This window comes from Pseudomonas sp. NPDC077649 (assembly GCF_044542855.1).
GTDB lineage: Bacteria > Pseudomonadota > Gammaproteobacteria > Pseudomonadales > Pseudomonadaceae > Aquipseudomonas.
The window spans coordinates 1-19,872 of record NZ_JBITVF010000012.1 but is presented as its reverse complement, the minus strand read 5'-3'; the positions used below and the strand labels follow the sequence as shown (position 1 = coordinate 19,872).

General features: G+C 67.6%; 17 protein-coding genes. 8 read left to right on the top strand and 9 right to left on the bottom strand.

The genetic code is table 11. The features are described 5' to 3' along the window. Nucleotides 1–75 precede the first annotated feature (75 nt). Together prlC and ACIGFL_RS23450 are read left to right on the top strand one after the other, a co-directional pair. Complete coding sequence (gene prlC / locus ACIGFL_RS23455; protein ID WP_397498741.1) at nucleotides 76–2,121, top strand: oligopeptidase A; 2,046 nt, start codon at nucleotides 76–78, stop codon at nucleotides 2,119–2,121. Further along, the gene (locus ACIGFL_RS23450; protein ID WP_397498740.1) at nucleotides 2,118–2,381 is read left to right on the top strand and encodes a YheV family putative zinc ribbon protein; all 264 of its coding nucleotides are present in this window, start codon (nucleotides 2,118–2,120) and stop codon (nucleotides 2,379–2,381) included. Before prlC ends, ACIGFL_RS23450 begins: the two co-directional genes overlap by 4 nt. A gap of 212 nt (nucleotides 2,382–2,593) precedes the next feature. Here ACIGFL_RS23450 and ACIGFL_RS23445 read toward each other — a convergent pair whose 3' ends face one another. Further along, the gene (locus tag ACIGFL_RS23445; protein ID WP_397498739.1) at nucleotides 2,594–3,385 is read right to left on the bottom strand and encodes an AraC family transcriptional regulator; all 792 of its coding nucleotides are present in this window, start codon (nucleotides 3,383–3,385) and stop codon (nucleotides 2,594–2,596) included. An 81-nt stretch (nucleotides 3,386–3,466) separates the two neighbouring features. Between ACIGFL_RS23445 and ACIGFL_RS23440 the strand changes: the two genes are divergently transcribed. The 3 genes from ACIGFL_RS23440 (at nucleotide 3,467) to ACIGFL_RS23430 (ending at nucleotide 6,459) form a co-directional block, all read left to right on the top strand. Continuing rightward, on the top strand, nucleotides 3,467–4,462 hold the full coding sequence (locus tag ACIGFL_RS23440) for a bile acid:sodium symporter family protein (protein ID WP_397498738.1): 996 nt from the start codon (nucleotides 3,467–3,469) through the stop codon (nucleotides 4,460–4,462). Nucleotides 4,463–4,536: 74 nt separating this feature from the next. After that, complete coding sequence (locus ACIGFL_RS23435) at nucleotides 4,537–5,595, top strand: PA0069 family radical SAM protein (RefSeq protein WP_021443751.1); 1,059 nt, start codon at nucleotides 4,537–4,539, stop codon at nucleotides 5,593–5,595. A 135-nt stretch (nucleotides 5,596–5,730) separates the two neighbouring features. After that, a complete protein-coding gene (locus ACIGFL_RS23430) occupies nucleotides 5,731–6,459 on the top strand; it encodes a carbonic anhydrase (RefSeq protein ID WP_122110012.1) in 729 nt (242 codons plus the stop codon). An 83-nt stretch (nucleotides 6,460–6,542) separates the two neighbouring features. Here ACIGFL_RS23430 and ACIGFL_RS23425 read toward each other — a convergent pair whose 3' ends face one another. From ACIGFL_RS23425 to ACIGFL_RS23410, 4 genes are all read right to left on the bottom strand, one after another. Further along, entirely contained in the window at nucleotides 6,543–6,845 is a 303-nt protein-coding gene (locus tag ACIGFL_RS23425) for a P-II family nitrogen regulator (protein ID WP_021443749.1), read from the bottom strand. A 1-nt stretch (nucleotide 6,846) separates the two neighbouring features. After that, nucleotides 6,847–7,788: a sodium-dependent bicarbonate transport family permease gene (locus ACIGFL_RS23420; RefSeq protein WP_021443748.1), complete on the bottom strand. Its 942-nt coding sequence runs from the start codon at nucleotides 7,786–7,788 to the stop codon at nucleotides 6,847–6,849. 264 nt (nucleotides 7,789–8,052) lie between these two features. Then, the gene (oadA, locus tag ACIGFL_RS23415) at nucleotides 8,053–9,861 is read right to left on the bottom strand and encodes a sodium-extruding oxaloacetate decarboxylase subunit alpha (protein WP_397498737.1); all 1,809 of its coding nucleotides are present in this window, start codon (nucleotides 9,859–9,861) and stop codon (nucleotides 8,053–8,055) included. 16 nt (nucleotides 9,862–9,877) lie between these two features. Next, nucleotides 9,878–11,293, bottom strand: a complete 1,416-nt coding sequence (locus tag ACIGFL_RS23410) for an acetyl-CoA carboxylase biotin carboxylase subunit (protein ID WP_021443839.1) — start codon at nucleotides 11,291–11,293, stop codon at nucleotides 9,878–9,880. Between the two features lie 154 nt (nucleotides 11,294–11,447). On the opposite strand from ACIGFL_RS23410, the gene ACIGFL_RS23405 reads away from it, so the two are divergent. After that, nucleotides 11,448–12,422: a LysR family transcriptional regulator gene (locus tag ACIGFL_RS23405; RefSeq protein WP_397498736.1), complete on the top strand. Its 975-nt coding sequence runs from the start codon at nucleotides 11,448–11,450 to the stop codon at nucleotides 12,420–12,422. An 83-nt stretch (nucleotides 12,423–12,505) separates the two neighbouring features. Beyond that, nucleotides 12,506–13,693 carry an XdhC family protein gene (locus ACIGFL_RS23400; protein WP_397498735.1) on the top strand — a complete coding sequence of 396 codons (1,188 nt, stop codon included), beginning with the start codon at nucleotides 12,506–12,508 and terminating at the stop codon, nucleotides 13,691–13,693. A gap of 155 nt (nucleotides 13,694–13,848) precedes the next feature. Here the strand turns inward: ACIGFL_RS23400 and ACIGFL_RS23395 are convergent, their stop codons facing one another. From ACIGFL_RS23395 to hexR, 4 genes are all read right to left on the bottom strand, one after another. Beyond that, nucleotides 13,849–16,086, bottom strand: a complete 2,238-nt coding sequence (locus ACIGFL_RS23395) for a molybdopterin cofactor-binding domain-containing protein (RefSeq protein ID WP_397498734.1) — start codon at nucleotides 16,084–16,086, stop codon at nucleotides 13,849–13,851. Between the two features lie 13 nt (nucleotides 16,087–16,099). Then, nucleotides 16,100–16,558: a (2Fe-2S)-binding protein gene (locus ACIGFL_RS23390; RefSeq protein ID WP_397498733.1), complete on the bottom strand. Its 459-nt coding sequence runs from the start codon at nucleotides 16,556–16,558 to the stop codon at nucleotides 16,100–16,102. A 222-nt stretch (nucleotides 16,559–16,780) separates the two neighbouring features. Then, nucleotides 16,781–16,987 (bottom strand): PA3496 family putative envelope integrity protein, encoded by a 207-nt coding sequence (locus tag ACIGFL_RS23385; protein ID WP_397498732.1) that lies wholly within the window; start codon nucleotides 16,985–16,987, stop codon nucleotides 16,781–16,783. A 98-nt stretch (nucleotides 16,988–17,085) separates the two neighbouring features. Then, nucleotides 17,086–17,952 carry a transcriptional regulator HexR gene (gene hexR / locus ACIGFL_RS23380; protein ID WP_021445989.1) on the bottom strand — a complete coding sequence of 289 codons (867 nt, stop codon included), beginning with the start codon at nucleotides 17,950–17,952 and terminating at the stop codon, nucleotides 17,086–17,088. Between the two features lie 103 nt (nucleotides 17,953–18,055). Between hexR and zwf the strand changes: the two genes are divergently transcribed. After that, nucleotides 18,056–19,543, top strand: coding sequence for a glucose-6-phosphate dehydrogenase (gene zwf / locus ACIGFL_RS23375; RefSeq protein ID WP_177342939.1), 1,488 nt, complete (start codon nucleotides 18,056–18,058; stop codon nucleotides 19,541–19,543). Nucleotides 19,544–19,872 lie beyond the last annotated feature (329 nt).

Here is a 19,872-nt window from a genome sequence, read left to right as displayed (position 1 = left end):
TTGTTATCGACCCTGGATTGTTTATCGCGTCCCGGGGTCGCAACCCTGGAATCCATTCGCCACAGGTGCCTCGTCGTGACCGCGAACAACCCCCTGCTGCAAGACTTCGACCTGCCGCCCTACTCGCAGATCAAACCCGAGCACGTCGAGCCGGCCATCAACCAGATCCTGGCCGACAGCCGCGCGGCCATCGCCGAACTGCTCCAGCAGCAGGCCGAGCCGAGCTGGGACGGCCTGGTGCTGGCGCTGGACGAGCTGGGCGCGCGCCTGGGCCGCGCCTGGGGCCCGGTCAGCCACCTCAACGCGGTGTGCAACAGCCCGGAGCTGCGCGCCGCCTACGAGGCCTGCCTGCCCAAGCTGTCCGAGTACTGGACCGAGCTGGGCCAGAACAAGCCGCTGTTCCAGGCCTACGACGCGCTGGCGGGCAGCCCCGAGGCCGCCGGTTTCGACGTGGCGCAGAAGACCATCCTCGAGCATGCGCTGCGCGATTTCCGCCTGTCCGGCATCGACCTGCCGGCCGAGCAGCAGAAGCGCTACGGCGAAATCCAGATGCGCCTGTCCGAGCTGACCAGCAAATTCTCCAACCAGCTGCTCGACGCCACCCAGGCCTGGACCAAGCACGTCACCGACGAGGCTGTGCTTGCCGGCCTCACCGATTCGGCCAAGGCGCAGATGCAGCAGGCCGCCGCGGCCAAGGGCCTGGGCGGCTGGCTGATCACCCTGGAGTTCCCCAGCTACTTCGCGGTGATCACCTACGCCGACGACCGCGCCCTGCGTGAGGAAATCTACGCCGCCTACTGCACCCGCGCCTCCGACCAGGGGCCGAACGCCGGCCAGCACGACAACGGCCCGCTGATGGCCGAGATCCTCGACCTGCGCCAAGAGCTGGCGCGCCTGCTCGGCTTCGCCCACTACAGCGAGCTGAGCCTGGCCAGCAAGATGGCCGAATCCACCGAGCAGGTGCTGAGCTTCCTGCGCGACCTGGCGGTGCGCAGCAAACCCTTCGCCGCGCAGGACCTAGCCGAGCTCAAGGCCTTCGCCGCCGAGCAGGGCCTGAATGACCTGCAAAGCTGGGACGTCGGCTACTACAGCGAGAAACTGCGCCAGCAGCGCTACAGCATCTCCCAGGAACAGGTGCGCGCCTGGTTCCCGGTGGACAAGGTGCTCACCGGCCTGTTCGCCATCGTGCAGAAGCTCTACGGCATCGAGATTCGCGAGCTGAAAGACTTCGACAGCTGGCACCCGGACGTGCGCCTGTTCGAAATCCAGGAGAACGGCCAGCACGTCGGCCGCTTCTTCTTCGACCTCTATGCCCGCGCCAACAAGCGCGGCGGTGCCTGGATGGACGGCGCGCGCGACAAGCGCCGCGCCGCCGACGGCAGCCTGATCAGCCCGGTGGCTAACCTGGTGTGCAACTTCACCCCGCCGGTCGGCGGCAAGCCGGCGCTGCTGACCCACGACGAGGTCACCACCCTGTTCCACGAGTTCGGCCATGGCCTGCACCACCTGCTGACCCGCGTCGAGCATGCCGGCGCCTCGGGGATCAATGGGGTCGCCTGGGATGCCGTCGAACTACCTAGCCAGTTTATGGAGAACTGGTGCTGGGAGCCGGAAGGCCTGGCGCTGATCTCCGGCCACCATGAAACCGGCGAACCGCTGCCGCAGGCCATGCTGGACAAGATGCTGGCGGCGAAGAACTTCCAGTCCGGCCTGATGATGGTGCGCCAGCTGGAGTTCTCCCTGTTCGACTTCGAGCTGCACGCCACCCACGGCGACGGCCGCAGCGTGCTGGAGGTGCTCGAAGCCATCCGCGACGAAGTCTCGGTGCTGCGTCCGCCGGCCTACAACCGCTTCGCCAACGGCTTCGCGCACATCTTCGCCGGCGGCTACGCGGCCGGTTACTACAGCTACAAGTGGGCCGAGGTGCTCAGCGCCGATGCCTTCTCCAGGTTCGAGGAAGAAGGGGTGTTCAACGCCGACACCGGCCGCGCCTTCCGCGAGGCCATCCTCGCCCGCGGCGGCTCGCAGGAGCCGATGGTGCTGTTCGTCGACTTCCGCGGCCGCGAACCCAAGATCGACGCCCTGCTGCGCCACCTCGGCCTGAGCCAGGAGGCCGCGTGAAGAAGCGTTTTATCGCCGGCGCCGTGTGCCCGGCCTGCAGCGAGCAGGACAAGATCCAGATGTGGGACGAGGACGGCGTGCCGCACCGCGAGTGCGTGGCCTGCGGCTACGCCGACACCCTCGACGCCCGCGGCAACTCGGTACCCAAGGAGATCCCCACCCGGGTCAACGTCAGCGGCCTGAAACCCAAGGCCGCCGACCCCAAGGTGCAGGCGGTGCAGTTCTTCCCCAATCCCAAGCTGAAGAAGCCGAGCGAGTGATCCGTAGGGTGGGTTAGCGGCGCCGACCGCCGATCTTGCAAGCGCCGATAAAGGCAGCGCGCCGCGTAACCCACCAGGCGATAGGCCGTGTTGCGCCGATGGTGGGTTACGCCGCAGCAGGCACAGCGGCTTTTTCAGACCCGGTGACAAGCGGCTAACCCCCCCTACGAATCGTGGCGATTGCTGCAGGCGAACTACCCCCGCCCTCTCCGCTACTCACGAAAGAACTCCCCCGGCGTCGCGCCGAACTGGCGGCGAAAGGCGGCGATAAAGGCCGATAGCGAGTCGTAGCCGCAGGCCAGCGCCACGTCGGTGACGCGCTCGCCCTGCTCCAGCGGGGTCAGCGCATCGAGCAGGCGCTGACGCTGGCGCCAGGCGCGAAAGCTCAGCCCGGTCTCGCGCAGGAACAGCCGGCTCAGGGTCTTCTCCGACACCCCCAGGCGCTCGCCCCATTCGCCCAGGCCGAGCTGGCGCAGGCGCGCATCCTCCAGCCCCAGGCACACCTCGCGCAGCCGCGCGTCCTGCGGCAGCGGCAGCATCAGCGCCACCTCCGGGGCGGCGCGCAACTGATCCAGCAGCACCGCGGCCAGCCGGCCTGGCGCGCCCTGTTCGTCGTATTCCACCGGCAGCGCACTGAAGCCGCGAATCAGCTCGCGCAGCAACGGACTGACCGCCAGCACCCGACACGCGTCCGACCCCCAGGGCACCACGCTGCCGTCGATATAGAGGCTGCGCATCTCGGTGCGCGGCGAGCTGAACACCCGGTGCTCGACGCCCGCCGGCACCCACACCGCGCGTTGCGGCGGGGCGACGAAGCGGGCGCCGGCGGTCTGCACCTCGAGCACCCCGGCGATGGCGTAGGACAGCTGCACCCAGGGGTGGCTGTGGCGGAAGGTCAGCGCGCGGTTGCTCAGCGATTCGACCCGGCCATAGAGCGGCCGCGGCAGACTCGGCAGCTCGGGCAGGCTACGGTACAGGGTGGACGAATGTCTGTTTGGCGACACTTGCTGGCTCTTTGGCGTTAGCCGGAAATTTTCCAGCACGATAGTGTGGCCGCCTCCCGTACCGCAAGCCCGAGAGTCGCCATGTTCCTGCGCCGCTTCCTGCCCGATGCCTTCACCCAGACCCTGCTCGCCGTGGTGCTGATCGCCACCGTCCTGCCCGCCAGCGGCCAGGTGGCCGTGGCCTTCGCGTGGATCACCAACCTGGCCATCGCCCTGCTGTTCTTCCTCCACGGCGCCAAGCTGTCGCGCCAGGCCATCCTCGCCGGCGCCGGGCACTGGCGCCTGCATCTGTTGGTATTCGCCTGCACCTTCGTGCTGTTTCCCCTGCTCGGCTTGGCGCTCAAGCCGCTGATGGCGCCGCTGATCGGCACCGAGCTGTACCTGGGCATGCTCTACCTCTGCGCCCTGCCGGCCACGGTGCAGTCGGCCATCGCCTTCACCTCGCTGGCGCGCGGCAATATCGCCGCGGCGATCTGCAGCGCAGCGGCCTCCAGCCTGCTCGGTATCTTCCTCACCCCGCTGCTGGTGGCACTGCTGATGGGCGTTGAGGGCGCCAACGGCTCGACCCTGGACGCCATCGGCAAGATCAGCCTGCAGCTGCTGCTGCCGTTCATCCTCGGGCAGATCGCCCAACGCTGGATCGGCGCCTGGGTGACCCGCAACAAGGGCTGGCTGAAGTACGTCGACCAGAGCTCGATCCTGCTGGTGGTCTACACCGCCTTCAGCACCGCGGTGATCGGCGGCCTGTGGCAGCAGGTGCCGCTGCTCACCCTGCTGGCCCTGGTACTGGCCTGCTGCGTGCTGCTGGCGCTGGCGCTGCTGCTCACCCACCTGCTCGGCAAGTGGCTGGGCTTCAGCCTGGAAGACCGCATCACCATCCTCTTCTGCGGCTCGAAGAAGAGCCTGGCCACCGGCGTGCCCATGGCCCAGGTGCTGTTCGCCGGCAGCAGCATCGGCCTGCTGATCCTGCCGCTGATGCTGTTCCACCAGATCCAGCTGATGGTCTGCGCGGTGCTGGCGCAACGTTATGCCAAGCGCCCGGAGATGGCGCAGGAGGCCGCCCCGACCTCCGCCTGACCCGCGACGATGACCGGCACTTGCTCGGACCCAAAATAACTGTATTTTTATACAGTACATCGAGGAGTCCGAGCATGTCCGTCAGCCTGCCGCCACGTGGCCGTGGCACCGCCAGCAATCCGCATAACCGCTTCGCCCCGACCCGGGTGATCGCCAGCGACGACGGCTGGTTCGAGGAAGTGCCACCGAGCCGCGCCACCGAGGTGCGCGCGGAAACCGCCAAGACCATCATCAGCCGCAACCAGTCGCCGGACCTGCCCTTCGACCGCTCGATCAACCCTTATCGCGGCTGCGAGCACGGCTGCATCTACTGCTACGCGCGGCCCAGCCACGCCTACTGGGACCTGTCGCCGGGGCTGGACTTCGAGACCCGGCTGATCGCCAAGACCAACGCCGCCGCTCTGCTCCAGCAGCAGCTGAGCAAGCCCGGCTACCAGTGCGCGCCGATCAACCTGGGTGCCAACACCGACCCCTACCAGCCGATCGAGCGCGAGCAGCGGCTGACCCGCCAGTGCCTGGAAATCCTCCTCGACTACCGCCACCCGGTGACCATCGTCACCAAGGGCGCGCTGATCCTGCGCGACCTCGACCTGCTCGCCGAGCTGGCCAAGCAGCGCCTGGTGGCGGTGTATATCAGCCTCACCACCCTGGATGACGAACTCAAGCGCATCCTCGAGCCGCGCGCGGCGGCGCCTTCGGCACGCCTGCGGGCGATCCGCGTGCTGCGCCAGCAGGATATCCCGGTCGGCGTGCTGTGTTCGCCGATGATCCCGATGATCAACGACATGGAGCTCGAGCGCCTGCTCGAAGCGGCGCAGCAGGCCGGTGCGCAGAGCGCCAACTACATGCTGCTGCGCCTGCCGCGCGAGGTGGCGCCGCTGTTCGAGGAGTGGTTGCGGGCGCATCACCCGCAGCGCGCCGAGCACGTGCTCAGCCTGATCCGTCAGAGCCGCGGCGGCGAGCTGTACGACAGCCGGTTCGGCGCGCGCTTTCGCGGCGAGGGCGCCTTCGCCGAACTGCTGGCGCAGCGCTTCGCCCTGGCCATCCGCCGCCTCGGCCTGCAGCGGCGCCAGGCCCTGCAACTGGACTGCAGCCGCTTCGCCCCGCCGGGTGGACAGCTGGCCCTGCTCTGACGCACCCGGCCACAGTCTGCACGGGCCTGCGGGTTGTCGCCGCACCGGCCCTGAGGCGACACTTGGCGTGTGACTCGCCAGCGGCTGCGGCTGTCGGTTTAGCAGCGTCTTTTCAGGTTCATAGAGGTTCAGGGCATGCCTTACAAACACCAGGTCATTCCACTTCAGACCCACGAGGGCAACGAAACCGCCGAGCAGGCGCTGCAAAGCATCGTCGACGGCTTCAAACGCTTTCGCAACGAGGTATTCCCGCAGCAGGAAGAGCTGTTCAAGAAGCTCGCCACCGCGCAGAACCCGCGCGCCATGTTCATCACCTGCGCCGACTCGCGGGTGGTGCCGGAACTGATCACCCAGAGCTCGCCGGGCGACCTGTTCGTCAACCGCAACGTCGGCAACGTGGTGCCGCCCTACGGCCAGATGATGGGCGGCGTATCCACCGCCATCGAGTACGCGGTGATGGCCCTGGGTGTGCAGCACATCGTCATCTGCGGCCATTCCGACTGCGGCGCGATGAAGGCGGTGCTCAATCCGGCGTCGCTGGAAACCATGCCCACGGTCAAGGCCTGGCTGCGCCATGCCGAAGTGGCGCGCACGGTGGTGGCGGAGAACTGCAGCTGCGGCAACGACCAGGAAACCCTCGCCGTGCTCACCGAGGAAAACGTGGTGGCCCAGCTCGACCACCTGCGCACCCATCCCTCGGTGGCGGCCAAGCTGGCGCGCGGCCAACTGTTCATCCACGGCTGGGTGTACGACATCGAAACCAGCCAGATCCGGGCCTACGACGCCGAGCTGGGCGGCTTCCTGCCGCTCGATGGCGACAAGGTGCCGATGGCCACCCCGCGCGCGCGCTACCCGCAGGACTGAGCGCTGCGCGCCTCACCCCTCTGCGGCAAGTGACCGCACCGAGGGGCCGCCGGGTGCGCATAGCGCACCCTACCGGGTCCCCGTCAGAACTTCTCCCCGCGCAGCACCTCCACCTGCGCCAGGTAGCAGACCATGGCGAAATGGTCGTAGTAGCGCGCCTGCAGGTGTTCGGCAATGCGCTCGGCCAGCTCGCGGCCGCAGATGATCTCCAGGCGGATATTGCCCTCGGTGTCCCAATCGGCGCTGCGCACGCCGCGGTGCCCGCGGCCGCGGGCGTCGGAGAGGGTCCAGCCGGGGGCGCCGAGCGCCTCCAGGTCGGCCAGCAGCTTCTTCTCCAGCGCCGCCTCGCAGATCACGGTGAGCAGGGTACGGCTATGTGCGTTCATCTCAGAATCCCCAGGCGATCAATAGCTCGGCCAGCGCCAGGTACAGCGGGATGCCGAGCAGGATATTGAAAGGGAAGGTTATCCCCAGCGAAGCGGTCAGCGACAGCGAGGGGTTGGCCTCCGGCAGCGCCAGGCGCATGGCCGCCGGCACCGCGATATAGGAGGCCGAGGCGGCCAGGGTGGCGAGCATCGCCGTGCCGCCCAGGCTCAAGCCCATGAAGCGCGCCAGCAGGGCGCCGATCAGCGCGCCGAGCAGCGGCATCAGCAGGGCGAAGGCGGCCAGGCGCAGGCCGAACTGCTTGAGCGCACCGAGCTGGCCGGAGGCGATCAGGCCCATCTCCAGCAGGAAGAACGCCAGCACCGGTTTGAACATGCTGGTGTACAGCGGCTCCAGCGGCTTGATCGCCTCCTTGCCGGCGATGGCGCCGATCACCAGGCCGCCGAGCAGCAGCATGATGCTCTTGCCGAGGAAGATCTCGCGGCCCAGCTCGCCCCAGTGGGTCTCGCGGGAGATGCCCTTGGCCAGGACGATACCGACCAGGATCGCGGGAATCTCCAGGATGGCCACGAACAGCGGCATATAGCTCTCGAACGCGACGCCCTTGGCCAGCAGATAGGCCACCACCACGGCGAAGGTCCCGGCGCTGACCGAGCCGTAGTGTGCGGCCACCGCCGCGGCGTTGATGCGGTCGAAGCGCAGGCCGCGCAGCAGGACGAAGGCGAGCAGCGGCAACAGCACGCCGAGCGCCAGCACCAGCGCCGACTGGCCGAGCAGCTGCAGGCTGGCCTGCTCGGCCAGCTCCACGCCGCCGTGCAGGCCGATGGCCAGCAGGAGGATGATCGACAGCGTCTCGTACAGCGCCGCCGGCAGCTTCAGCTCGCTCTTGAGTAGACCGGCGACCAGGCCGAAGACGAAGAACAGCACCACCGGGTCCAGAGCCACTTGAGCTCACCTCCTAGATCGGGTGAAACGAAGGAAAAGGCCATGCCCCGGCACAGGGCGGTGCTGATCGCCCTGCTTTGCCTCGCCACCGGGCGACGCACCGGGACATGACCGGAAAGCGTAGGCGCGCCGGCACGCGCGCGATCAAAAAAAGGGAGCCTTGCGGCCCCCGGGACAACACGCGCGCGCCGTCGCGCCGAAATAAAAAAGGAGCCCGGGCGATCCCATCAAACTTGCCCATTCAACAGGCCGGGCTCCATGAGGTTAACCTTCGATTTCCACCAGCACGTCGCCCGGGTTGACCCGGTCGCCCTTGGCCACGTGCACCGCCTTGACCGTGCCGGCGATCGGCGCCTGCACCTCGGTCTCCATCTTCATCGCCTCGGTGATCAGCACCGCCTGGCCGGCCTTGACCGCGTCGCCGACCTTGACCAGCACGTCGACGATGTTGCCCGGCATGGTGGTGGACACGTCGCCCGGCGCGCTGGCCTGCTTGCGCTTGCCGCCGGTGCCGGCGACGAAGTCGTTGAGCGGCTCGAACACCACCTCTTCCGGCATGCCGTCGATGGACAGGTAGAAGTGACGCTTGCCGTCGCCCTTGACGCCGACGCCGGTGATGTCGACGCGGTAGCTCTCGCCGTGCACGTCCACCACGAACTCGGTGGGCACGCCCTCGCCGCCCACCGGCGCCGCGCCGCCGGCCTGCGGTAGCGGCAGCAGGGCCTCGGGCTTGAGGGTGCCGGCGGCACGCTCCTCGAGGAACTTGCGGCCGATGTCGGGGAACATGGCGAAGGTCAGTACGTCTTCTTCGCTCTTGGCCAGAGTGCCGATCTCTTCGCGCAGCTTGGCCATCTCCGGCTTGAGCAGGTCGGCCGGGCGCACGTCGATGACTTCTTCGCTGCCGATGGCCTGCTTACGCAGGGCCTCGTCGACCTTGCCCGGCGCCTTGCCGTAGCGGCCCTGCAGGTACAGCTTCACCTCGTTGGTGATGGTCTTGTAGCGCTCGCCGGCGAGCACGTTGAAGAAGGCCTGGGTGCCGACGATCTGCGAGGTCGGCGTCACCAGCGGCGGGTAGCCGAGGTCGGCACGCACCCGCGGAATCTCTTCCAGCACCTCGCCCATGCGATTGAGCGCGCCCTGCTCCTTCAGCTGGTTGGCCAGGTTGGAAATCATGCCGCCCGGCACCTGATTGACCTGCACGCGGGTGTCGACGCCGGTGAACTCGCTCTCGAACTGGTGGTACTTCTTGCGCACGGCGTGGAAATACAGGCCGATCTCCTGGATCAATTCCAGATCCAGGCCGGTGTCGTAGGGCGTGCCACGCAGCGCTGCGACCATCGACTCGGTACCCGGATGACTGGTGCCCCAGGCCATGCTGGAGATGGCGGTGTCGATGCGGTCGGCGCCGTTCTCCACGGCCTTGAGCTGGCACATGCTGGCCACGCCGGCGGTGTCGTGCGAGTGCACCACCACCTCCAGCGGTAGGGCGTCTTTCAGCGCCTTGACCAGATCGCCGGTAGCGTAGGGGGTGAGCAGGCCGGCCATGTCCTTGATGGCGATGGAATCCACGCCCATGGCGGCCATCTGCTTGGCCTGCTCGACGAAGGCGTCGATGGTGTGCACCGGGCTGGTGGTGTAGGCGATGGTGCCCTGGGCATGCTTGCCGGCGGCCTTCACCGCCTCGATGGACACGCGCAGGTTACGCACGTCGTTCATCGCGTCGAAGATGCGAAACACATCGATGCCGTTGACCGCGGCCTTGGCGACGAAGGCGCGCACCACGTCATCGCTGTAGTGCCGGTAACCGAGCAGGTTCTGCCCGCGCAGGAGCATCTGCAGACGGGTATTGGGCAGCGCCGCCTTGAGCTGGCGCAGGCGCTCCCAGGGGTCTTCCTTGAGGAAGCGCACGCAGGCGTCGAAGGTGGCGCCGCCCCAGACTTCCAGCGACCAGTAGCCGACGCGGTCGAGCTTGTCGCAGATCGGCAGCATGTCCTCGGTGCGCATGCGGGTGGCCAGCAGCGACTGGTGGGCGTCGCGCAGGATGGTGTCGGTGATCGAGATCTTTTTGCTCATGTTCTGAATCCTTCCCCTACAGGCCGGCGTGGGCCGCGATGGCGGTGGCGATGGCGATGGCCAGGTGCGACGGGTTGCGCTTGATCGAATACTGGGTCAGCTCCGGATGGCTCTCGACGAAGCTGGTGTTGAACTCGGCGCTGCGGAACTCCGGGTTGCGCAGGATTTCCTGGTAATAGGGCGCGGTGGTGCGCACGCCCTGCACGCGCATGTCGTCCAGCGCGCGCAGGCCGCGGTCCATCGCCTCTTCCCAGGTCAGCGCCCAGACGACCAGCTTCAGGCACATCGAGTCGTAGTAAGGCGGAATGGTGTAGCCGGTGTAGATCGCCGTGTCGGTGCGCACGCCGGGGCCGCCGGGGGCGTAGTAGCGGGTGATCTTGCCGAAGGACGGCAGGAAGTTGTTCTTCGGGTCCTCGGCGTTGATGCGAAACTGCAGGGCAAAGCCGCGGTGGATGATGTCGTCCTGCTTGACCGACAGCGGCAGGCCGCTGGCGATGCGAATCTGCTCGCGAACGATGTCGATGCCGGTGATTTCCTCGGTGATGGTGTGCTCCACCTGCACCCGGGTATTCATCTCCATGAAGTACACCTCGCCCTCGGCGAGCAGGAACTCCACGGTGCCGGCGTTCTCGTAGCCCACCGCCTGCGCCGCGCGCACCGCCAGGTCGCCGATGTAGGCGCGCTGCTCGGGGGTCAGCTGCGGGCTGGGGGCGATCTCGATCAGTTTCTGGTTACGGCGCTGGATCGAGCAGTCGCGCTCGTACAGGTGCACGGTGTTGCCGAGGCTGTCGGCGAGGATCTGCGCCTCGATATGCTTGGGATTGACGATGCACTTTTCCAGGAAGACTTCCGCGCTGCCGAAGGCCTTGGTCGCCTCGGAGATCACCCGCGGGTAGGCCTGCTCCAGCTCCTCGCGCGAGTTGCAGCGGCGAATGCCGCGGCCGCCGCCGCCGCTGGTGGCCTTGAGCATCACCGGGTAGCCGATGCGCTCGGCTTCGCGCAGCGCTTCGGCGAGGTCGGCGACGTTGCCTTCGGTGCCCGGGGTGACCGGCACGCCGGCCTTAATCATGCTGCGCCGCGCCTCGGTCTTGTCGCCCATGCGGCGAATCACTTCGGCGGAGGGGCCGATAAACTTGACCCCGCGCTCGGCGCAGATCTCCGCCAGCTCGGCGTTCTCGGAGAGGAAACCGTAGCCCGGATGGAGGGCGTCGCAGCCGGTCTCCACCGCCAGGTTGACCAGCTTGCGCGGGTTCAGGTAGCCGGCCAGCGGGTCGTCGCCGACGCTGTGCGCCTCGTCCGCGCGCTTGACGTGCAGCGCGTGGCGGTCGGCCTCGGAATAGATGGCCACCGAGCGAATGCCCATTTCGGCGCAGGCGCGCACGATGCGGACGGCAATCTCACCACGGTTGGCGATCAGGATTTTCTTGATCACGGTTGGAATCCTCAGCGCAGAGCTGTCAGGGTCGCGGCGGCCAATACGGCGAACGCCCAGTTACCCTAGCTGGCTGTACGAATTAACCAAAATCAATAATTATTTGATCAGACATAAGTAATTACTTATGTATTGATCCAGCGAGGAGCAAAGCGTGCGTAAAACCCTGCTGCGCATGACCCTGCGCCAACTCCAGGTGTTCCGTGCCGTGTGCGACCACGGCTCGTACAGCCGCGCCGCCGACGAGATGGCACTGACCCAGCCGGCGGTGAGTCTGCAGATTCGCCAGCTGGAGGAGCTGGTCGGCCAGCCGCTGTTCGAATACGTCGGCAAGAAGCTCTACCTGACCGAGGCGGCCGAGGCGCTCAAGCGCGCCGGCAGCGACATCTTCGGCCGCCTGGAGAGCCTGGACATGCAGCTGTCGGACCTGCAGGGCTCGCTGCAGGGGCAGCTCAACCTGTGCGTGGAATCCAGCGCCAAGTACTTCATTCCCCACCTGTTCGCCGCTTTTCGCCGCCAGTATCCCGAAGTCAGCCTGAACCTCACGGTGGTCAACCATGCCCTGGCGGTGCGCCGCCTGAGCCTGAGCCGCGACGACCTGCTGATCATGAGCCAGGTGCCGCAGGACATGGCGCTGGATTTTCTGCCGTTTCTCAACAACCCCATCATCGCAGTGGCGCCGCCGGATCATCCGCTCTGCGCACGAGGCGACCTCCAACTGCAGGACCTCACCGCCTATCCGCTGCTGATCCGCGAAAGCGGCTCGGGCACCCGCCGCGCCTGCGAGGAATACTGCCACCAGAAGCGCGCGCACTTTCCCCAGACCCTGGAGATCGGCTCGCTGGACGCCCAGCGCGAGGCGGTGATCGCCGGCCTCGGCCTGGCCCTGCTGCCGCGCCACGCGGTGCATCTGGAGCTGCGCCACGGCCTGCTGCGCGAGCTGGCGGTGGCCGAGCTGCCGCTGTACCGCAGCTGGTGCGCGGTGAACAACCGTGGCCGGCGCCTGTCGCCGGTGGCCCAGGCCTTTCTCGACTTTATCCGCAGCGAGCGCGCCGCCATCGGCCAGCTGGCCGAGCGCTTTCAGCTCGGTGCGGCAGGATCGGGCAATGATCCAGCAGGATCGGCCTAACCCTTCGTAACCGGCCTGCGCGACATTGGCAGCCTGGGCGGCGCACCCCTGCGCCCCGCCGAACCTGCCTGGGAGAGAAGCCAATGCTGTCGGGAACCAGCGCCCTGCTCGGCGCCATCGCCGCCGTCGAGCGCGACGGCGGCCAGGCCGTGCTCGCCACGGTGGTCAAGGTCGAGGGCTCGGCCTACCGCCGCCCCGGTGCACGCATGCTGATTCCGCTCTACGGCGGCACGGTCGGCACCATCAGCGGCGGTTGCCTGGAGTCCGAGGTGGCGAAGAAGGCCTGGTGGCTGACCGACGGCGGCGAGCCGGTGATCCGCCGCTACAGCACCGCCACCCAGGACGATGACGACGACCAGGACGCCGCGTTGACCTTCGGCCTCGGCTGCAACGGCACCGTGCACGTGCTGCTCGAGCGCCACAGCGGCGAAAGACCCTTGGCGCTGCTCGGCCTGCTGCGCCGGGTGCGCGAAAGCGGCCAGGCCGGCGCCGTAGCCACGGTGATCGCCAGCTACCGCAACGCCCGCGTCAGGGTTGGCGAGCGCCTGTTGCTGCATCCGGCTCACGCCGACAGCGCGCGCCTGCTCGATCCGGCGCTGGACGCCCGAGTGCGCGCCGATCTGGCCGAGACCCTGGCTCGAGGCCGCTCCTCGCTGCACAGCTACCGCGATGCGCGCGGCGAGATCGAGGTGTTCTGCGAATACCTGGCGCCGCAACGGCGTCTGGTGATCTTCGGCGCCGGCCACGATGCGCAGCCGCTGGTGCATATGGCCAAGCTGCTGGACTGGCACGTCACGGTGATCGACGGCCGCGCCCATTTCGCCCGCGCCGAGCGCTTTGCCGAGGCCGATGCGGTGCTGCAGGTCGACACCGGCTCGCCCTACGCCCTGCACCATCTGACCGACGGCGCGCTGGTGGCGGTGATGAGCCACAGCTACAGCCAGGACCGCCACTGGCTGGGCGCTGTGTTGCAGGGCGCGCCGGTCTATATCGGTCAGCTAGGGCCGCGCGAGCGCACCGAACGCCTGCTGGAAGAAATTCGCCAGCACACCAGGCGTCTGCCGGCGCTGGAGCGTCTGCACTACCCCATCGGCCTGGATATCGGCGGCGACACCCCGGAAAGCGTGGCCACGGCGATCCTCGCCGAAATGACCGCAGCGCTGAACCAGCGCGATGGCGGCATGCTCAAGCATCGCCAGGCGGCGATCCATGTGCCGACGCCGCAAGACGCCAGCGAGCTCGAAACGGCGACCAGACTGAACGCGTCCTGAGCCGCCATCAAACAGGTGGACAAGCTTCGCGTCGCCCACCCGACACGCTCTTGCCTCCCACCACACCCTAGCCCGGATGCAATCCGGGAAGAACAGCCTCCATAAACACGAACGCCCGGGATTACCCCGGGCGTTCGTGTTTCCAGTATCGGACGTCAGGCCTTGATCTGCGCCGGCAACGGCAGCTGGCGCAGGCGCACGCCGGTGGCGGCGAACAGCGCGTTGGCCAGCGCCGGCGCCAGCGGCGGCACGCCCGGCTCGCCGACCCCGGTCGGGTTCTCCGCCGACGGCAGGATATGCACCTCGACCCTGGGCATCTCGTTCATCCGCAGCACCTGGAAGTCGTGGAAGTTCGACTGCTCCACGCGTCCCTCCTTCAGGGTGATCGCACCATGCAACGCCGCCGCCAGGCCGAAGCCGATGCCGCCCTCCATCTGCGCGCGGATCACGTCCGGGTTGATGGCGATGCCGCAATCCACCGCGCAGACCACACGATCGAGCTTGTAGCTGCCGTCGGCCTTGACCGTCACCTCGACGACCTGGGCGACGAAGGAGCCGAACGACTCGTGCACGGCGATACCGCGACCGCGCTTCTCACCCTCGGCGCCGGCGGCCAGCGGCTGGTCCCAGCCGGCCTGTTTGGCGGCCAGTTCCAGCACGCCACGATGGCGCGGCTGGCTGTCCAGCAGCGCATGACGGAAGGCGTAGGGGTCCTGGCCGGCGGCCACGGCAGCCTCGTCGATCATGGTTTCGGCGACGTAACCGGTGTGGGTATGGCCCACCGAGCGCCACCACAGCACCGGCACCTTGATATTGCTCGGCGTGCTCAGCTCCACCTGCAGGTTGGGCACGCTGTAGGCCAGGTTGGACAGCCCTTCCACCGAGGTGTGGTCGATCCCCTCCTTGACCAGGAACGGCTCCATCGAGGTGCCGGCAATGATCGACTGACCGACGATGCGGTTGTGCCAGGCCTGCAGCTTGCCGGCCTGATCCAGACCGACGCGCACGCGGTGCAGGTACAGCGGCCGGTAGTAGCCGGCGCGGGTGTCGTCCTCGCGGGTCCAGACCATCTTCACCGGCGCCTCGACGCCCTGGACGCGCGCCGCCTTGGCGATGGCCACCGCCTCCAGCAGATAGTCCGACACCGAACTGGCGCGGCGGCCGAAGCTGCCGCCGGCATACAGCTGGGTCAGCGACACCTGCTCCGGCGCCAGGCCCAGGTAACCGCCGATGATGGCCTGGTCGACGGTCTGGAACTGCTCGCCGTTCCAGATCTCGCAGCGCTCGGCGGACAGTTTCACCAGGCAGTTCATCGGCTCCATCGCCGCATGCGCCAGGTAGGGGAACTCGTACTCGGCCTCGAGGGTTTTCGCCGCCGCGGTCAACGCGGCGTCGGCATCACCCTTGCGTGTGGCCGGCAGCCCCGGCTGGTCGGCGGCTTCGCGGTACTGGGCAAAGATTTCCGCGCTGCCGAGGGTGAAGGCCTGGCTCTCGTCCCAGTCGATCAGCAGGGCGTCGCGGCCCTGGCGCGCGGCCCAGGTGTTGTTCGCCAGCACCGCCACGCCGGCGCGGCCGTGGGGCAGGTCGCGAAACTCCACCACCGCGACCACGTCGCGCACCGCCTTGGCCTTGCTGCTGTCCACGGTCCGCGGCACGCCGCCGAAACGCGGCGGGTAGGCGACCATGGCCACCAGCATGCCGGGCAGCTTGAAGTCCTGGGTGAAGATCGCGCTGCCGTCGGTCTTGTCCAGGCTGTCCTTGCGCCGCAGCTCGCGCTTGCCGATCAGCTTGAAGTCCTTGGCATCCTTGAGCTGCACCTGCTCGGGCACCGGCAGCTGCGCGGCAGCCTCGACCAGTTCGCCGAAACCGGCGCTGCGGCCGGAGCCGGCGTGGCTGACTACGCCCTGGCTGACGCCGATCTCGCTGGCCGGCACGCCCCAGCGCTGCGCCGCGGCGGCCACCAGCATGGCCTTGGCGACGGCGCCGGCGGTGCGCATCTGCTCCCAGGAGTTGGCCATGGCGGTGCTGCCGCCGGTGCCCTGCATCGCCCCGAAGGCGAGGTTGTTGTAGCGCTTGGCGTCGGCCGGCGCGCCCTCGACGCGCACCTGGTTCCAGTCGGCGTCCAGCTCTTCGGCGAGCAGGGTGGCCAGGCCGGTATAACTGCCCTGGCCCATCTCCAGATGCTTGGCCAGCACGGTCACCGTGCCGTCGAGGTCAATGCGCACGAAGGCGTTCGGCTCCAGCGGGCTACCTGCCGCCAGCGCCTCCCTGCCGCGCAGCAGCGGCGCGAAGAAGATGCCCAGGGCCAGGCCGCCGGCGCCCTTGAGCAGGCTGCGCCGGCTGAGATTGAGGATGCCGCGGGCGGCGCTATCGGGGGTTTCGATCTTGCCCATGCTGCGTCTCTCCTCAGGCCAGTTGCTTGGCGGCGTCGTGAATGGCGGCGCGAATCCGCACATAGGTGGCGCAGCGGCAGATATTGCCGCTCATGGCCGCGTCGATATCGGCGTCGCTCGGCGCCTTGTTGCCGCTGAGCAGCGCCGTGGCGGCCAGGATCTGGCCGGACTGGCAGTAGCCGCACTGCACCACGTCGAGCCGGCGCCAGGCGTCCTGCACCACCTTGCCCACGGCGTCTTCGCCGACCGCCTCGATGGTGGTGATGCGCTTGCCGGCCACCGCCGATACCGGGGTCACGCAGGAGCGGGTCGGTTGCCCCTCCACGTTCACCGTGCAGGCGCCGCACAGCGCCATGCCGCAGCCGTATTTGGTGCCGGTGAGATTGGCGACGTCGCGCAAGGCCCACAGCAGCGGCATGTCGTCGGCCACGTCGAGCTCATGGTCTTGGCCATTGAGGTTCAGGGTAATCATGGTTTGCCACCTTTTTCAGGCCGGTCTTGGATAGCCGGCAGCCAGGGCCGACAGGTCACGGTGGCCCGCGTGCGTCATGCGCAGCGGGGCAGAGCATCACTCTAGAGGGGAGCGCGGGCGCTGTCGTCGACCCGCGCGCAGATCGGCAGAACCGGGCAATAAGTTCGCAGGATCGGGCAACCCTGGCGGGCCGGCCCGGCGAGCGCCGGGCGCAGGCGGGCTTCAGGCGGCGTTGCGCTGGGCGCCGGCCAGCAGGTAGCCGGCGGGGATCAGGTCGGGATAGTCGGCCAGTTCGCGCTGCAGCTGGCACTGCTCGGCGTAGGCCTCGATGGCCCGGCGATAGGCCATGCGGCGCTGGTCCTGGAGTTTGCGGCGGGTCTTGGCGTCAGGCTTGGTCTGCAGTGGCGCGTCATCGAAGATACGAGGCATCTCGGTTCTCCCGGAACGAGGACTGGAGCCCTCAGCATCCTCCGGGCAGATGACGCTTTGACGGCGCCCACATGAACAGCCGGTGAAACCGGCTGCGCTCAGTCCTCGACGTTGCGCAGCGACTTCGGCGACAGGCGCAGGCTGCGCAGGCTGCGTTTGACGCTCTTGAGGTGGTTGACCAGGCTCGGCCCGCGCGCCATGGCCACGCCCATGGCCAGCACGTCGATCACCACCAGGTGGGCGATGCGCGAGGTCAGCGGGGTGTAAATCTCGGTGTCTTCCTGCACGTCGATGGCCAGGTTGACCGTGGCCAGGTCGGCCAGCGGGGTCTGGCTCGGGCACAGGGTAATCAGCGTGGCGCCGGACTCGCGCACCAGGTTGGCGGTGATCAACAGGTCCTTGGAACGTCCCGACTGGGAGATGCAGATGGCCACGTCGGATGGCTTGAGGGTCACCGCGCTCATCGCCTGCATATGCGGGTCGGAGTAGGCGGCGGCGGTCAGCAGCAGGCGGAAGAACTTGTGCTGGGCATCGGCGGCCACCGCGCCGGACGCGCCGAAACCGTAGAATTCCACGCGCTGCGCCTGGGCGCAGGCGGCGATGGCGCGCTGCAGCGCCTCGGGGTCGAGCTTCTCGCGCACCTCCATCAGAGTGTGCAGGGTGGTGTCGAAGATCTTCAGGCTGAAGTCGGCGACCGAGTCGTCCTCGTGGATGGCGAACTGGCCGAAGCTGGCGCCGGCGGCCAGGCTCTGCGCCAGCTTCAGTTTGAGGTCCTGGAAGCCGCTGCAGCCGATGGCGCGGCAGAAACGCACGATGGTCGGCTCGCTGATGCCGACGCTATGGGCCAGCTCGGCCATGGAGCTGTGCATCACCGAAGCGGGATCGAGCAGGACGTGGTCGGCCACCTTGAGCTCGGACTTGCGCAGCAGGTGGCGCGACTGGGCGATGTGTTGCAACAGATTCACGGATTCGGCTCTATGAAGAAAAGGGTCAAGCGCGGCGCTCGACCGGCCATGGCTCGGTTATGATCGGTGGCCGGCGGTTGTAGTGACCTTGTAGTTATACTACATGGCTCGTAGCCGCGCACAGGTTAAACCGAGTCGGAGTCCTCTCTTGAGCATCCCCTGCGACATGCTGGTTTTCGGCGGCACCGGCGATCTGGCCCTGCACAAGCTGCTGCCCGCGCTCTATCACCTGCACCGCGAAGGGCGTCTGCACGCCGGCATGCGCATCCTCGCCCTGGCCCGCAGCAGCCACAGCCGCGAGGCCTATCAGGCCCTGGCCGAGCGCCGCTGCCGGGCTCAGGTGGCACGCGCCGACTTCGATGCCGGCACCTGGGCCAGCTTCGCCGCGCGCCTCGACTATTTCGCCATGGACGCCGCGCAGAGCGCCGACTTCGGCCGCCTGAGCAAACGCCTGGGGCGCGACGACGAGCGCGTGCGGGTCTACTACCTGGCCACCGCGCCGGACCTGTTCGAGGACATCGCCGCGCACCTGGCCAACGCCGGCCTGGCCGGTCCCAAGGCGCGCATCGTGCTGGAAAAACCCATCGGCCACTCGCTGGACTCGGCACGGGCGATCAACGCCGCCATCGGCGCGGTGTTCGACGAGGCGCGGGTGTTCCGCATCGATCACTACCTGGGCAAGGAAACCGTGCAGAACCTGATGGCGCTGCGCTTCGCCAACGCCCTGTTCGAGCCGGTGTGGCGCGCCGGGCATATCGACCACGTGCAGATCAGCGTGTGCGAAACCCTCGGCGTGGAAAACCGCGGCGCCTACTACGACCATGCCGGCGCCATGCGCGACATGATCCAGAACCACCTGCTGCAACTGCTCTGCCTGGTGGCCATGGAGGCGCCGGTGCGCTTCGACGCCGAGGCGGTGCGCAACGAGAAGGTGAAGATTCTCGAGGCGCTCAAGCCGATCAGCGGCCTCGACGTGCAGGACAAGACCGTGCGCGGCCAGTACACCGCCGGCAAGATCGGCGGACACGACGTGCCGGCCTACTACTTCGAGAAGAACGTCGACAACGACAGCGACACCGAAACCTTCGTCGCCGTGCAGGTGGAAATCGACAACTGGCGCTGGGCCGGGGTGCCCTTCTACCTGCGCACCGGCAAGCGCCTGGCGAAGAAAACCTCGGAAATCCTCATCCAGTTCAAACCGGTGCCGCATCGCCTGTTCCACGAAGGCCAGGCCAACCAGCTGCTGATCCGCCTGCAGCCCGAGGAGCGCATCAGCCTGCAGCTGATGGCCAAGAACCCCGGCAAGGGCATGCACCTCAAACCCGTGGAACTGGACCTCAACCTGGCCGACGCCTTCAGCCAGCAGCGCCGCTGGGACGCCTACGAGCGCCTGCTGCTGGACGTGATCGAAGGCGACTCGACGCTGTTCATGCGCCGCGACGAGGTGGAGGCCGCCTGGCAGTGGGTCGACCCCATCCTGCAGGGCTGGCATCAGCACTACCAGAGCCCGCGCCCCTACCCGGCCGGCAGCGACGGCCCGGAACAGCTGCAGCACCTGCTGGAGCGCCATGGCCGGCACTGGGCCGAGTGAGCGACCTGGCAGCTTCTTGCGCAGACCGCTGTGGATAACCCTCCGCAGGACCGGGCCCAGCCCAGCGACATCGGGCCCTGCAGCAGGCTGCGCAACAAGCTGCACAGCACTGCGCAACTTGTTGCGCAACCAGACGTGACGCAGCGCGCACAATGACCGAAAACCGCAATTCGGTCATATCAAATAATTGATTTTATTGAAATTAAATTAACTGGCACGCCGCTCGCTATAAGCCTGGCTCCCGGATCGACCACGATCCATGACCCAGGCAAGGAGAGCACTCATGCCAACACCCGCGTATCTGTCCCTCGAAGGCACCAAACAAGGTC